Genomic DNA, 12,771 nt, shown 5'->3' on the forward strand with positions numbered 1-12,771 from the left:
TGAGGTCAGCGCCGGGCGGGGTCAGTGCCTAGTGCCCGGTTTCCACGACCGCGGTCCAGGTGGCGCCCTGGTCCTCGGAGCCGTAGATGCCTGACTCGGTCGCGATGTGCCAGCCGTCCTTGGTCGCGTCCAGCGCGCTCGGCTGGCCCGGGACGGTGCCGCGCTGGCCCCATTCGCCGGTGGCGTCGTCTGCGGCGTACACCTCACCCTGGGGCCCGACCCCGACGACCGTGCCGTCGGGGGCGGCGTCGATCCAGACGAGCGTGGGCGCGCCTTCGACGGCGGTGGTCCGGCCGTCCAGGGTGATCTCGACGAGCTCGCCCTCACCCGTGGTGGCGAGGATGCGGTCGGTCCTGCTGGGCACTGGCGCGAGGTCGATGAACTGCCCCGCCGTGACGGTCTCCCAGGACGTGCGGTCGGTCGTGGTGAGGATCTGGCCGCTGGTGGAGTCGTAGCCGACGACCTGGTCGCCGACGACCTCGAGGGCATGGAAGTCCGCCTCGCCCTGGAGCGACAGCGGCTGCCAGGTCTTCGCCGCGTCGGTGGACTCGATCAGCCCGAGGTGGGGCGGCAGGTCCTCCTCCCGCAGGTCGGGATGCCCGCTGCCGAGGAAGGTGTGCGGGCCGGTGACCGTGAACGCCATCGTGTCCTGCCAGCGGTCCGCGATCCGGATGGCGACGCCGTCCTCGTCGATGCGGAAGACGCCGTAGTGCCCGGCCGCGTAGAGCGTGCCGTCGGCCGGGTCGACTCCGAGTCCGTGCACGTGGCCGATGAGGTGCTCGTCGTCGGCGCCGGTCGCGGGGGGCTTCGGCTGCTCGGAGGCGCAGCCGCTGACGAGCAGGACAGCCGCGATCGCCGGCCAGCAGGCTCGTGGTGGCGTGGTGCTCATGTCGGGGCTCCTCGGGTGACGACGACCTTGCCGTTGGCCCTGCCCTGCTCGACGTGGGCCATCGCCGCCATGGTGTCGGCGAACGGGAACGTGCGGTCGAGCACCGGCCGTAGGGTCCCGTCAGCGTAGAGCCCGGCCAACGTCGTCAGCTGGGCGCCGCTCGCCCGCATGAAGAGGAACGAGTAGCGCACGCCGAGCCGCTTCGCCCGGCGGCGGATCTTCCGACTCAGCAGGGCCATCACCGGCTTGAGGAGCGGCTTGCCGAGCTGGGTCGCGAACGCGGGGTCGGGCGGGCCGACCGCGCTGATCGCCAGTCCGCCGGGCCGCAGCACGGTGAGCGAACGCTCCAGGCTGTCCGCGCCCAGCGAGTCGAGGACGACGTCGTAGCCGGACAGGACCTCGGTGAAGTCCTGCGCGGTGTAGTCGACCACCACGTCGGCGCCGAGGGCGCGGACCTTCTCGACGTCCTTGCTGCTCGCGGTGGTCGCGACGTGTGCGCCGAGGTGCTTGGCGACCTGGATGACCGTGGAGCCGAGCCCGCCCGCGCCTGCGTGGACCAGGACCTTCTGGCCGGGCTTGACGTCGGCGACCTCGACCAGGGCCTGCCAGGCGGCCAGCGCCACGAGGGGTACGGCGCCGGCCTCTGCGAACGACAGCGAGCCCGGCTTCAGCGCCACGTCGTCGGCGTCGATGGCGATCTGCTCGGCGAAGGTGCCGATGCGCAGGTCCCGCGGGCGTGCGTAGATCTCGTCGCCCACCTCGAAGTCCCGGACGTCGGCACCGACCTGGGTGATGACCCCGGCCACGTCGTGGCCCAGCACGAAGGGCCGCTCGTACTTGAGGAGCTGCTTGAACTCACCGTTGCGGACCATCACGTCGAGCGGGTTGATGCTCGCCGCGCGCACCTCGACCAGGACGTCGTGCGGACCGATCGCAGGCACCGGGACGTCGGCTGCCTCCAGTCCGTCGGGGCCGTGGTGGGTGACGACGAAGGCCTTCATGACGATTCCTGACTCGACGAGGGACGCAGCGGTGCGGTGACGATCGTCATGGCGACGGTGTGGGCGGAGGCGAGCATGCGGTCGGACAGCCCGGGATCGCTCACGGCGCGCGCGCCCTGCAGGGAGCCGACCAGCAGGTTGACGAGTCCGGTCGCGCGCGCGTGGGCGACCTCGTCGCCGGTGTCCTCGGGTGCCAGGAGCCGTGCGACGGCATCGATGAGCCGGCACACGCCCTCGGTGTAGGCCTGGCGCGTCCCGTCGTCGCGGCGGCCGATCTCGTCCAGGAGCGCAGCTGACGGGCACCCGCCGGCCACGTCGTCGCGATGGGCGGGGGAGAGGTAGTCGCGGACGACGGCCTCGACCGACGCCAGTCCGGGCGGAAGGGCCTCGACGCGAGCCGCTTGGTCGGCGAGCTGTTGCGCGACCACGGACGCGATCAGGTCGTTCTTGGACGCGAAGTGCCCGTAGAACGCGCCGTTCGTCAGGCTGGCGTCGGCGACCAGCGTCGAGATGCCCGTACCGTCGAAGCCGTCGCTCTTGAAGCGCCTGCCCGCGGCGTCGATCATCCGCCGTCGGGTCGTCTCCTTGTGCTCGGGGGCGTACCTCGCCATGTCGCAGCTCCTCGTGTCGACGGTGGTGCGACCGTAGCATTACGGGCGTACTGCAATGACTGGAGAGGTAGCTACCCCGTCACCACGACGACGTGGTGATCCCCGGGAGCTCGCCGCGGTGGGCGAGCGTGCGCAGGTTGATCCGCGACAAGCCGACCTTGCCGACGTAGCCGCGGGGGCGCCCGTCGACCTGGTCGCGGTTGCGGACCCGCACGGGACTGGCGTCGCGAGGCAGTCGCCCCAGGGCGCGGACGGCGGCGGCGCGCGCCTCCGGGGTCGCCGCGGTGCGGACGGCCTCCTTGAGGGAGGCCCGCCGGTCGGCGTACTGCAGGACGATGCGCCGGCGTCGCTCGTTGGCGACGACCTTCGACTTCTTGGCCATCAGCGTTCCTCTCGGAAGTCGACGTGCTGGCGGACGCGCGGGTCGTACTTGCGCAGCACCATGCGGTCGGGGGTGTTGCGACGGTTCTTGCGGGTGACGTAGGTGTGACCGGTGCCGGCGGTGGAGCGGAGCTTCACGATCGGGCGCAGGTCGTTGCCGCGCTTGGCCATCAGACCCTCACCCCGCGGGCGAGGATCTCGGCGACGACCGCCTCGATGCCGCGCTGGTCGATGGTCTTGATGCCTCGGGCGCTGACGGTGATGCTGACGTGCCGGCTGAGGCTGGGCACCCAGTAGCGCTTGGACTGGACGTTGACGTCGAAGCGCCGCTTGGTGCGGCGGTGGGAGTGGGAGACGTGGTGGCCGAAGCCGGGCTGGGCTCCGGTGACCTGGCAGGTGCGTGACATGGGCGTCCTCTCTGGTCGGTCGGCTCAGCCCTGGCGGGTCTTGAGCCGGGGGTTGCGCTTGTTGATGACGTAGGTGCGGCCGCGGCGACGCACGACCTGGGATCCGGGCTGGTCCTTGACCGAGCGGATGGAGTTGCGGACCTTCACGATGCGTTCCTTCGGGGTCGGTGCCGCGTCAGCGGCTGGTGGAGGGGAGGAGGGCCACCTCGCGGGCGTTCTTGACGGCCCGGGCGACGACGCGCTGCTGCTGCGGGGTGAGGCCGGTGACCCGGCGGGCGCGGATCCGGCCCCGGTCGGAGACGAAGGTGCGCAGCAGCGTGACGTCCTGGAGGTCGACGTGCGTGACGCCGGGCGCGAGCAGGGGCTTCTTGCGAGCTCCGGGGTTTCGCGCCGGCGTCGGCCGGCGGGCCGTCACCGGTCACCTCGGGGCGCCGGGTCGACGTAGCCGCGCTCGATGGCGCGGACCAGGGAGCGCGGGACCCGGTGGGTCTCGCCCTCGACGGTGATCGGGACCAGGTCGGGCGGGGTCGCCTTCCACTGGGCGCGGCGGTGCCGGGTGTTGCTGCGCGAGGTCTTTCGCTTGGGTACGGCCATGGGGTGCTCCTGTCGGGAAGTGGGGGGAGAGGCGGGTCAGGCGACGTCGCGGATGTCGCCGAGCCAGGGCTCGAGGCCGTCCTCGAGGACGCTCCAGCTGTGGTGGTCGAGCTGGGCCTCCTGCGGCGTCAGCAAGATGTCCTCGAAGGCCGGGCCGAGGGTGCTGGGCGGCTGCCCGAGCCCGGTGAAGATCAATCGGGTCAGCGGCGTACGACGACCCCACGCGCTGTAGCTCCCGATGCTGAGCTGGCCGCCGGCGCCGGACCACTCCAGGAGCGCGCCGGGACGGGTGGGGAGCCAGAACGAGCCGCGCGAGCGGTGGGCGCCGGTGCCGAGGAGCTCGATCCGGTCCAGCAGCCGCTCCGGATGGAAGGGGCGCGAGGAGGAGAGGTCCAGGCGCCAGGCACGGCTGCTGCCGAGCGCAGGCGCGGAGACGTTGGTCTCGGCGGCGCACCACTGGTGGGCCAGGGTGCTCTGGTGGCGCTGCGCCGTGAGGGCTGCTCCGTCGAGCTGGTCCGCTCCGGTGACCAGAGGGGCGTCGGGCCGTGCCATGGCCCGGACCAGGTCGGTCGCCTCCGCACCCGGATCGGTGTCGAGCACGACGACGTCGGCGAACTCGATCTGGGCGCAGGCCACCTCGCCGACACCGCGGTCGTCGTCGGGGTTGGTGTGCACGCACCGCTCCTCGAGCGTGTCGTCGCTGAGCAGGTCGCGCACGACGCCGCCGCCGCCCACGGCCGCCACCACGCTGCTCAGCTTGAGGTGCCGTGCCAGCCGACTGTTGGTGCCGAGGGTGTGCGCGAGCTGGCCGGCCTCGGTGGCGGTCGGGAGCCCGGAGACGATGGCGCTCCACCTGTCGTCGCGGGCGAGGCGTTCGAGGGTGGGCAGGATGTCCTCGCGCAGGGCACAGCTCACGCAGGCGTGCTCGAGCTGGATGTGCTCCTTCTCCACGATGCCGTCCGCGTCGCTGACGACCCGGGTGAGGACCTGCGAGTGCGGGTCGATGTGGTGTCGCACCGACACTGCTCGCGGCAGGTCCCACGCGAGGCTCATCAGGGTGCTGTCCATCGCCATCGTGTCCACCCCGGTGACGACGACCAGCGGCGTCCTCATGAGGTCCTGCCGTAGCGGCGCTGGAACTTCTCCACCCGGCCCTCGCTGTCGAGGGTGCGGGCTGTGCCCGTCCAGAACGGGTGGCTGTCGCTGGAGATGTCGACGTCGACGACGGGAAGGGTGGTGCCGTCGATCTCGACGACCTGGTGGTGCTCCCTGCCCGCGAGCGTGGACCGGGTGACGGTCACCCAGCCGGTGGAGCGGTCCCGGAATGCCACCGGGCCGTACGGGGGATGGATGTCGTGCTTCATGGCGCCTCCTGAAAATGAGAATCGTTATCAGTATGGCACGACGACGATGCAGCCGTCACCCGAGCTCGGAACCGAGGGTCAGCTCGAGGTGGTGCGGCAGGGAGTGCAGGTGCCGGTCAGCTCCACGGTGTGCTCGACGTCGCTGAAGCCGTTCGCTCCGGCTGTCTTCTCGGCCCAGCGCTCGACGGCGAGTCCCTGGACCTCGACCGTCCGGCCGCAGGAGCGACACACGAGGTGGTGGTGGTGCACCTGACCGCACACGCGGTAGACCGCTTGACCCGCAGGGCTGCGCAGGGAGTCGGCCGCGCCCGAGTCCGCGAGGGTCTGCAGCGCCCGGTAGACCGTGGCCAGCCCGACCGCCGTACCGCGTGCGCCGAGCGAGGCGTGGATGTCCTGCGCGCTGCGGAAGTCGTCGCCCCGCGCCAGCTCGTCCCGCACGGCCTCGAACTGCCGGGTCGAGCGCTCGCGCGCCCGCGGAGCGGCCGGAGCGCCGGGATCGGGGTCGGTGGCCACGCAACCTCACTCACGTCGGGTCTGCTCACCGTACAGCTGCCCGGGTCCTCTTTCTGGCCCTGTGAGGCGTCGCTAGGGTCGGCGCATGGACACCGACATGACGTCGATCACAGCCGGCGAGACCACCCCAGCGCTGCTGGAGGAGACGATCGGCGCGAACTTCGAGCGGACGGTGGCGACGTACGGCGAGAGGGAGGCGCTCGTCGAGGTCGCGACGGGCAGGCGCTGGACCTATGCCGAGCTGGACCGTGACGTGGACGTGCTCGCGATCGCGCTGCTCCGCTCCGGGATCACCAAGGGCGACCGGGTGGCGATCTGGGCGCCCAACTGCGCGGAGTGGACGCTGACGCAGTTCGCGACGGCCAAGATCGGCGCGATCCTGGTCAACGTCAACCCGGCCTACCGCACCCACGAGCTGGCCTTCGTGCTCAACCAGTCGGGCGCCAAGCTGCTGGTATCCGCCACCGAGTTCAAGGGCAGCGACTACCGCGCGATGGTCGAGGAGGTCAGGACCGAGACGGCGTTGCAGCAGGTGCTGTTCATCGGCACGCCCGAGTGGACCGACTTCAACGTCTCGGACCCGGGCGTGACGCTGCTGGACCTGCTCGACTACTCACTCGAGCCCGACGACGCCATCAACATCCAGTACACGAGCGGGACGACCGGCTTTCCCAAGGGTGCGACGCTGAGCCACCGCAACATCCTCAACAACGGCTTCTTCGTCACCGAGCTGATCAACTTCAGCGAGCAGGACCGGCTCTGCATCCCGGTGCCGTTCTACCACTGCTTCGGGATGGTGATGGGAAACCTCGGCTGCACCACCCACGGCGCGACGATGGTCATCCCGGCGCCCGGCTTCGACCCGGTGACGACGCTGCAGGCGATCCAGGACGAGCGCTGCACCGGGGTCTACGGCGTGCCGACGATGTTCATCGCGATGCAGAACGCGCCCGGCTTCGCCGACGTCGACCTCTCCACGCTGCGGACCGGGATCATGGCCGGCTCGCCGTGCCCGGTGGAGGTCATGAAGCGCTGCATCTCCGAGATGAACATGGCGGAGGTCTCGATCGCCTACGGCATGACCGAGACGTCGCCGGTGTCCACTCAGACCCGCAGCGACGACGACCTCGATCGCCGGACAGCCACGATCGGGCGGGTGCACCCGCACGTCGAGGTCAAGGTCGTCGACCCGCTGACCGGCGAGACCCTGCCGCGCGGCGAGACCGGTGAGTTCTGCACCCGCGGCTACTCCGTGATGCTCGGCTACTGGGACGACGAGGAGAAGACGCGCGAGGCGATCGACGAGGACGGCTGGATGCACACCGGCGACCTCGCGGTGATGCGCGAGGACGGCTACTGCGCGATCGTCGGGCGGATCAAGGACATGGTGATCCGCGGAGGCGAGAACATCTATCCCCGCGAGATCGAGGAGTTCCTCTTCACCCACCCCGACATCGAGGACGTGCAGGTCATCGGGGTCCCGGACGAGAAGTACGGCGAGGAGCTGTGCGCGTGGCTGCGGATGCGCGCCGGCACCGAGCCCCTCGACGCGGCCGCGGTCAAGGCGTTCGCCACGGGCAAGCTGGCCCACTACAAGATCCCGCGCTACATCGTCATCGCCGACGAGTTCCCGATGACCGTGACCGGCAAGATCCGCAAGGTCGAGATGCGTGAGGAGAGCGCGCGGCGCCTCGGCCTCAGCTGATCGTCGGGCCGACGGCGTACTGCAGGGCGACGAGCTCGGAGTCGTCCAGCCGCCGCGCGTCGAGCAACGAGAGCCGCTGCGACACGGGCTGGTTGAAGGTCGGCAGGCCGGCACCGATCGCGCCGGGGCCGACCATGACGTGCAGCTCGTCGACCAGGCCCTGGGCGAGCAGGTCGTTCCAGGCGGTCAGGCTGCCGAAGCAGACGATGTCGCCGCCGTCGCCGGACCTGAGCTCGGTGAGCCGGTCTGCGGCGTGGGCCCGACCCACGACCTCGGTGGTCCCGCTCCACGGCTCGGTGTCGGCCGGTGCGGTGCTGTCGGAGACGACGATCTTGTCCAGCGTGTTGTGCAGCCGCGAGATCTCACGCTCGACCGCAGGGGCGCTCTCGTCGTCGGCGAGCGGTGGCCAGTAGCCGCGCGCACCGTGGAACGAGGTGGCGCCGAAGACCATGGTCTCGGCGGCCTGCATCCGCTCGAGGTTGTAGCGGTCGAAGCCGAGGTCGATCGGCATCACGAAGACGTTGCCGCCCTCGCCTGCTGCATATCCGTCGAGGGTCGACAGGACGGTGACGATGAGCTTCCTCATGACTCCCGATCATCCAGCGTCGCGGGCGGTCTGTCGATGGGGTCGCGGGCCGCGATACCCTCGTCGCGCCAGTCGTACTCCAGCACGTGGAGTCAGGGAACCCGGTGAGACTCCGGGACTGACGCGCAGCGGTGAGGGTGACGGGCGGAGCACGCAGCCTCTGACGAGGCGGCAGCCACTGGAGCACGATTCCGGGAAGGCGCCCCGACCCGAAAGATCCCGAGTCCGAAGACCTGCTGGCCCTAGCGGCAATCGCCGCCAGGTCACACGGCCCCGCGCACGGGCCCGGACCCAGATTGGCCCCCATGTCCAGCACACGCAGCAGAGGCGACCTCTGCCCGGGCGCGCTGCGCCCGTGGTCGGCATCCGACGGGATGCTCGTGCGCCTGCGCCTGATCGGCGGGTGGGTGTCCGCGGAGTCGCTGCGCGCGCTGGCCGGCGTCGCGGGGGAGTACGGCGACGGGCGGGTGCACCTCACCTCGCGCGCCAACCTCCAGGTCCGCGCCCTGCCCAGCTCGGGCTGCGGCCTCGACCCGGCGGTGCTGGCCGCGATCGAGGCGACCGGGCTGCTGCCCACCCGCAGCCACGAGCTGGTCCGCAACGTCATGGTCTCCCCGCAGTCCGGGCTCGCCGAAGGGCGTGCCGACCTGCGGGTCGTGGCCGCGGACCTCGACGCGCGGCTGTGCGCCGATCCCGAGCTCGCGGCCCTGCCCGGGCGCTTCCTGTTCGTGCTCGACGACGGCCGGGGCGACCTGCTGACGCGCGGCTGCGACCTCGGCCTGGTGACGCTCGACTCCTCGTCGGCGCAGCTCCGGGTCGGGGACGGGTTCGGTCCGGTCGTCCCGCTGGCCGAGGCGGCGGCGCGGATCGCGGAGCTGGCCCACGCGTTCGCCGTACGCCGCGGCAACGGACCGTCGGCGCCCTGGCACGTGACGGAGCTGGACACACCGCTGCTCGACCCCGGCCCGCCCGACCCACGACTGCCTGCGCCTGCGCCTGCTCTGCCCTTCGGCGACGTGCCGGGCGGACGCCACGTCGAGGTCACCCGCGACGGGCTCGACCGCGCGGCCGTCGACGACCTGACTTCCCACACCGCCGCCCTCGTGGTCACCCCGTGGCGCGGCGTCCTGATCCCCGAGGAGACCCGATGACCGACCTGACCCAGCTGCCCGGCCTGCGCCGGCCGCAGCGGCACTACGACTACGTCGACGTCGGCCCGGACATCTATGTCGACTCGTTCGCGACCATCCGCCGCGAGTCGGACCTCAGCGGCGTGCCCGCCGACGCGGAGAAGCTCGCCGTCCGGATGATCCACGGCAGCGGGCAGGTCGACCTCGCCGCCGACCTGGTCATCCACCCCGGGCTGATCTCGGCCGCGCGGACGGCGCTGGAGGCCGGGGCGCCGATGCTGTGCGACGCCACGATGGTCGCGACCGGCGTGACCCGGGCGCGGCTGCCGCGCGACAACGAGGTGCTCTGCTTCCTCAACGACGAGCGCACGCCCGACCTGGCGCGGGAGTGGCGCACGACCCGCACCGCCGCCGCCGTCTCGCTGTGGGAGCCGCACCTCGAGGGCGCGGTCGTCGCGATCGGCAACGCGCCGACGGCGCTGTTCCACCTGCTCGAGATGGTCCTCGACGGAGGTCCGCGACCGGCCGCGATCGTCGGCTGCCCGGTCGGCTTCATCGGCGCCGCCGAGTCCAAGCAGGCCCTGGTCGACCTCAGCGGGGAGCACGGGATCGACATCCCGTTCGTCACCGTCCTGGGCCGCCGCGGTGGATCCGCGATGACCTCGTCCGCCCTCAACGCACTGGCCCAGGAGCAGGAATGACAGGCAGGTTCACGGTCGTGGGGATCGGCCCGGGTGACCCGGAGCTGATGACGATCAAGGCGGCCCGGCTCATCGCCGCCGCCGACGTCGTGGCCTACCACGCAGGTGTCCGCAAGCAGTCGCACGCTCGCCGCATCGCTGCCGACGTCATCCCGGCCGGCGCTGTCGAGGAGGAGCTCCGCTACCCGGTCACGACCGGGACCACCAACCACCCCGGCGGCTACGTCGGGGCGATGGCCGACTTCTACGAGTCCTGCGCCGTCCGACTGGCGCGGCACCTCGACGCCGGCCGCGACGTGGTCCTGCTCGCCGAGGGCGACCCGCTCTTCTACGGCTCGTCCATGTACCTCCACGACCGCTTCGGCGAGGTCTACGACACCGAGGTGGTGCCGGGGGTCCCTGCCTTCGCAGCGGCCACCGCCACGATCTCGACGCCGCTGGTGCGCCAGTCCGACGTGCTCACGGTCCTGCCCGGGACGCTGCCCGAGCCCGAGCTCGCGCGTCGGCTGGCCGACACGGACGCGGCCATCATCATGAAGCTCGGCCGCACCTTCCCGGCGGTGCGCTCGGCGCTCGAGCAGGCTGGTCGTCTCGACGGTGCGTGGTACGTCGAGCGGGCGTCCCAGCCGGAGGAACGATGGCTGCCCGTCGCGGACGTCGATCCGGAGTCCGTCCCCTACTTCTCGCTCGTGGTCGTGCCCGGCGACACGGCTCACGCCACGAGCCGCGTTCGCCTCCGGCACGGTCTCGACGAGGCCGTCGAGGTGGCCCCCGAGCCCGCCGCCGAGCTCCTCGTCGTCGGCCTCGGGCCCGGCCCGGACGGCTGGCTGACGCCCGAGGTCTCCGCGGCGCTCGCGGAGGTCGACCACGTCGTCGGCTACGGGCCCTACGTCGAGCGGGTCCCTCAGCGTCTTGGCTTGACGCGTCATGCGTCGGGCAACACGGTCGAGGTCGACCGCGCCCGCATCGCGCTCGACCTCGCCCGCGCGGGGGAGCGGGTCGCGGTCGTGTCCGGCGGCGACGCCGGGGTCTTCGGGATGGCGGCTGCGGTCTTCGAGGCGGCCGACGACGCGGCGTACGCCGATGTGTCGATCCGCGTCCTGCCCGGACTCAGCGCCGTGCAGGCCGTGGCGGCGCGGGCCGGTGCCCCGATCGGCGGCGACTTCGCGGTCGTCTCGCTCTCCGACCGGCTCAAGCCGTGGGCGGTGGTCGAGCGCCGGTTGCGCGCGATCGCCGAGGCCGACCTGGTGCTGGCGATCTACAACCCCGCGTCGCGCTCGCGCACCTCCCAGGTCGCGACGGCCCAGGAGGTGCTGCTCGAGCACCGCAAGCCCGACACCGTCGTGGTCGTCGGTCGTGACGTCGGCCGGGCCGAGGAGTCGTTGACGGTGACCACGCTCGCCGAGCTCGACCCGGCGAGCATCGACATGAAGTGCCTGCTGATCATCGGGGCCTCGGGGACGCGGGTCAGTCCGGCCGGCGTCTGGACGCCGCGCTTCGTGGACGCCTGATGACCGTCCACTTCGTCGGGGCCGGCCCGGGGGTCGCCGACCTGCTGACCGTGCGCGCGACCCGGCTGCTGGGGGCCGCCGACGTCGTGCTGTTCCCGGGGTCCTACCTCGATCCCGAGGTGCTCGGCCACGTGAGCCCGGAGGCGACCCTGGTCGACACCCAGGACCTCGACCTCGACGAGATCGTCGAGCGCCTCGTCTCGGCCCACCACGAGGGCAAGGACGTCGTGCGGCTCGCCTCGGGCGACCTGTCGGTCTACTCAGCGCTCGCCGAGCAGACCCGCCGCCTCGACGCTGCCGGGGTGCCGTGGGACGTCACGCCCGGCGTGCCCGCCTACGCCGCGGCCGCCGCGCTCCTCGGCCGCGAGCTGACCGTGCCGCTCGTCGCGCAGTCGGTCGTGCTCACCCGGGTGCAGGCGCGCTCGACCGCGATGCCGTCGGGGGAGTCGCTCGCGGCCTTCGCCGCGACCGGCGCCACGCTGGTCCTGCACCTCGCGATCACCCGCACCCGTTCACTCATGGAGGAGCTCGAGGAGGAGTACGGCGCCGACTGCCCGGTCGCCGTCGTGCACCGCGCGAGCCAGCCGGACGAGCTGGTGCTGCGCGGCACGGTCGCCACCATCGCCGACCTGGTCGAGGAGGCCGGGCTGAGGATGGCGGCGGTGATCCTCGTCGGTCGCGCGCTGGCGCCGGCCGACGGCGGGGAGTCCTACCTCTACGCCCCCACGCGTGACCGGAGCTCCAAGCGGTGAACGACCTCTACGACGTCATCAACCGCCGCCGCGACACCCGCCGGGAGTTCACCGGCGAGCCGGTCGCGCCCGAGGTGCTCCAGCGGGTGCTGGCCGCGGCCCACTGCGCGCCGAGCGTCGGGATGAGCCAGCCGTGGGACTTCGTGCTGGTGCGCGCTGCATCGACGCTGGCGTCGTTCCGCTCCCATGTCGACGCCGAGCGATCGACGTACGCCGCAACGCTGGACGGTGAGCGGTCCGAGACCTTCGACAAGATCAAGGTCGAGGGGATCGTCGAGTCCGGGCTGGGGATCGTCGTCGGCTACGACCCGTCGCGCGGCGGGCCCAACGTGCTGGGCCGGCACGCCATCGCCGACGCGGGGCTCTACTCCGTCGTCTGCGCCATCCAGAACCTCTGGCTCGCCGCGACCGCCGAGGGCCTAGGCGTCGGCTGGGTCAGCTTCTACCGCGAGGAGTTCCTCCGCGACCTCGTCGGCTTCCCGGCCCACGTCCGCCCGGTCGCGTGGCTGTGCGTCGGCGCCGTCTCCGAGCTACCGGACGTGCCGGACCTCGAGCGGTTCGGGTGGCGGCACCGCTCGCCGCTCGAGGGCGTCGTGCACGCGGAGCGCTACTCGGCTCGGGAGTAG

General features: G+C 71.9%; 19 protein-coding genes and 1 riboswitch. Of the genes, 6 read left to right on the forward strand and 13 right to left on the reverse strand.

The window, feature by feature from the left end; translation table 11 throughout:
• Nucleotides 1–28: 28 nt before the first annotated feature.
• The 12 genes from CF8_RS06260 to CF8_RS06315 form a co-directional block, all read right to left on the reverse strand.
• Entirely contained in the window at nucleotides 29–889 is an 861-nt protein-coding gene (locus tag CF8_RS06260) for a F510_1955 family glycosylhydrolase (RefSeq protein WP_010832286.1), read from the reverse strand.
• Nucleotides 886–1,890: an NADP-dependent oxidoreductase gene (locus CF8_RS06265; RefSeq protein WP_010832287.1), complete on the reverse strand. Its 1,005-nt coding sequence runs from the start codon at nucleotides 1,888–1,890 to the stop codon at nucleotides 886–888. The genes CF8_RS06260 and CF8_RS06265 overlap by 4 nt, the downstream gene beginning before the upstream one ends.
• The gene (locus CF8_RS06270) at nucleotides 1,887–2,501 is read right to left on the reverse strand and encodes a TetR/AcrR family transcriptional regulator (RefSeq protein ID WP_010832288.1); all 615 of its coding nucleotides are present in this window, start codon (nucleotides 2,499–2,501) and stop codon (nucleotides 1,887–1,889) included. The genes CF8_RS06265 and CF8_RS06270 overlap by 4 nt, the downstream gene beginning before the upstream one ends.
• Before the next feature lie 79 nt (nucleotides 2,502–2,580).
• Entirely contained in the window at nucleotides 2,581–2,883 is a 303-nt protein-coding gene (gene rpsN / locus CF8_RS06275; protein ID WP_010832289.1) for a 30S ribosomal protein S14, read from the reverse strand.
• On the reverse strand, nucleotides 2,883–3,053 hold the full coding sequence (gene rpmG / locus CF8_RS06280; protein ID WP_010832290.1) for a 50S ribosomal protein L33: 171 nt from the start codon (nucleotides 3,051–3,053) through the stop codon (nucleotides 2,883–2,885). The genes rpsN and rpmG overlap by 1 nt, the downstream gene beginning before the upstream one ends.
• Nucleotides 3,053–3,289, reverse strand: coding sequence for a 50S ribosomal protein L28 (gene rpmB / locus CF8_RS06285; RefSeq protein ID WP_010832291.1), 237 nt, complete (start codon nucleotides 3,287–3,289; stop codon nucleotides 3,053–3,055). Before rpmB ends, rpmG begins: the two co-directional genes overlap by 1 nt.
• 24 nt (nucleotides 3,290–3,313) lie before the next feature.
• A complete protein-coding gene (gene ykgO / locus CF8_RS06290; RefSeq protein ID WP_010832292.1) occupies nucleotides 3,314–3,436 on the reverse strand; it encodes a type B 50S ribosomal protein L36 in 123 nt (40 codons plus the stop codon).
• 28 nt (nucleotides 3,437–3,464) lie between these two features.
• Nucleotides 3,465–3,650 carry a 30S ribosomal protein S18 gene (gene rpsR / locus CF8_RS06295; RefSeq protein ID WP_269634815.1) on the reverse strand — a complete coding sequence of 62 codons (186 nt, stop codon included), beginning with the start codon at nucleotides 3,648–3,650 and terminating at the stop codon, nucleotides 3,465–3,467.
• A gap of 50 nt (nucleotides 3,651–3,700) precedes the next feature.
• Nucleotides 3,701–3,883 (reverse strand): 50S ribosomal protein L32, encoded by a 183-nt coding sequence (gene rpmF, locus CF8_RS06300; RefSeq protein WP_010832294.1) that lies wholly within the window; start codon nucleotides 3,881–3,883, stop codon nucleotides 3,701–3,703.
• A 36-nt stretch (nucleotides 3,884–3,919) separates the two neighbouring features.
• Nucleotides 3,920–4,996, reverse strand: a complete 1,077-nt coding sequence (locus CF8_RS06305; RefSeq protein ID WP_010832295.1) for a CobW family GTP-binding protein — start codon at nucleotides 4,994–4,996, stop codon at nucleotides 3,920–3,922.
• Complete coding sequence (locus tag CF8_RS06310; RefSeq protein WP_010832296.1) at nucleotides 4,993–5,247, reverse strand: type B 50S ribosomal protein L31; 255 nt, start codon at nucleotides 5,245–5,247, stop codon at nucleotides 4,993–4,995. Before CF8_RS06310 ends, CF8_RS06305 begins: the two co-directional genes overlap by 4 nt.
• 78 nt (nucleotides 5,248–5,325) lie before the next feature.
• Entirely contained in the window at nucleotides 5,326–5,760 is a 435-nt protein-coding gene (locus CF8_RS06315) for a Fur family transcriptional regulator (RefSeq protein ID WP_010832297.1), read from the reverse strand.
• An 85-nt stretch (nucleotides 5,761–5,845) separates the two neighbouring features.
• Between CF8_RS06315 and CF8_RS06320 the strand changes: the two genes are divergently transcribed.
• A complete protein-coding gene (locus tag CF8_RS06320; RefSeq protein WP_010832298.1) occupies nucleotides 5,846–7,465 on the forward strand; it encodes an AMP-binding protein in 1,620 nt (539 codons plus the stop codon).
• On the opposite strand, the gene CF8_RS06325 is transcribed toward CF8_RS06320, so the two are convergent.
• Nucleotides 7,458–8,051 (reverse strand): dihydrofolate reductase family protein, encoded by a 594-nt coding sequence (locus CF8_RS06325; protein ID WP_010832299.1) that lies wholly within the window; start codon nucleotides 8,049–8,051, stop codon nucleotides 7,458–7,460. The genes CF8_RS06320 and CF8_RS06325 overlap by 8 nt on opposite strands.
• A gap of 52 nt (nucleotides 8,052–8,103) precedes the next feature.
• A riboswitch (cobalamin riboswitch) is annotated at nucleotides 8,104–8,306 on the forward strand.
• A 50-nt stretch (nucleotides 8,307–8,356) separates the two neighbouring features.
• Here CF8_RS06325 and CF8_RS06330 point away from each other — a divergent pair.
• From CF8_RS06330 to bluB, 5 genes are read left to right on the forward strand one after another with little or no spacing between them, the layout of a single operon-like run.
• Nucleotides 8,357–9,202: a nitrite reductase gene (locus CF8_RS06330; RefSeq protein ID WP_198016958.1), complete on the forward strand. Its 846-nt coding sequence runs from the start codon at nucleotides 8,357–8,359 to the stop codon at nucleotides 9,200–9,202.
• On the forward strand, nucleotides 9,199–9,882 hold the full coding sequence (locus tag CF8_RS06335) for a precorrin-8X methylmutase (protein WP_010832301.1): 684 nt from the start codon (nucleotides 9,199–9,201) through the stop codon (nucleotides 9,880–9,882). The genes CF8_RS06330 and CF8_RS06335 overlap by 4 nt, the downstream gene beginning before the upstream one ends.
• Nucleotides 9,879–11,393, forward strand: coding sequence for a precorrin-3B C(17)-methyltransferase (cobJ, locus tag CF8_RS06340; RefSeq protein WP_010832302.1), 1,515 nt, complete (start codon nucleotides 9,879–9,881; stop codon nucleotides 11,391–11,393). The genes CF8_RS06335 and cobJ overlap by 4 nt, the downstream gene beginning before the upstream one ends.
• Nucleotides 11,393–12,145, forward strand: coding sequence for a precorrin-4 C(11)-methyltransferase (gene cobM / locus CF8_RS06345; RefSeq protein ID WP_010832303.1), 753 nt, complete (start codon nucleotides 11,393–11,395; stop codon nucleotides 12,143–12,145). The genes cobJ and cobM overlap by 1 nt, the downstream gene beginning before the upstream one ends.
• Nucleotides 12,142–12,771 (forward strand): 5,6-dimethylbenzimidazole synthase, encoded by a 630-nt coding sequence (gene bluB, locus CF8_RS06350; RefSeq protein WP_010832304.1) that lies wholly within the window; start codon nucleotides 12,142–12,144, stop codon nucleotides 12,769–12,771. Before cobM ends, bluB begins: the two co-directional genes overlap by 4 nt.

The organism is Nocardioides sp. CF8 (genome assembly GCF_000389985.1).
Lineage (GTDB): Bacteria > Actinomycetota > Actinomycetes > Propionibacteriales > Nocardioidaceae > Nocardioides > Nocardioides allogilvus.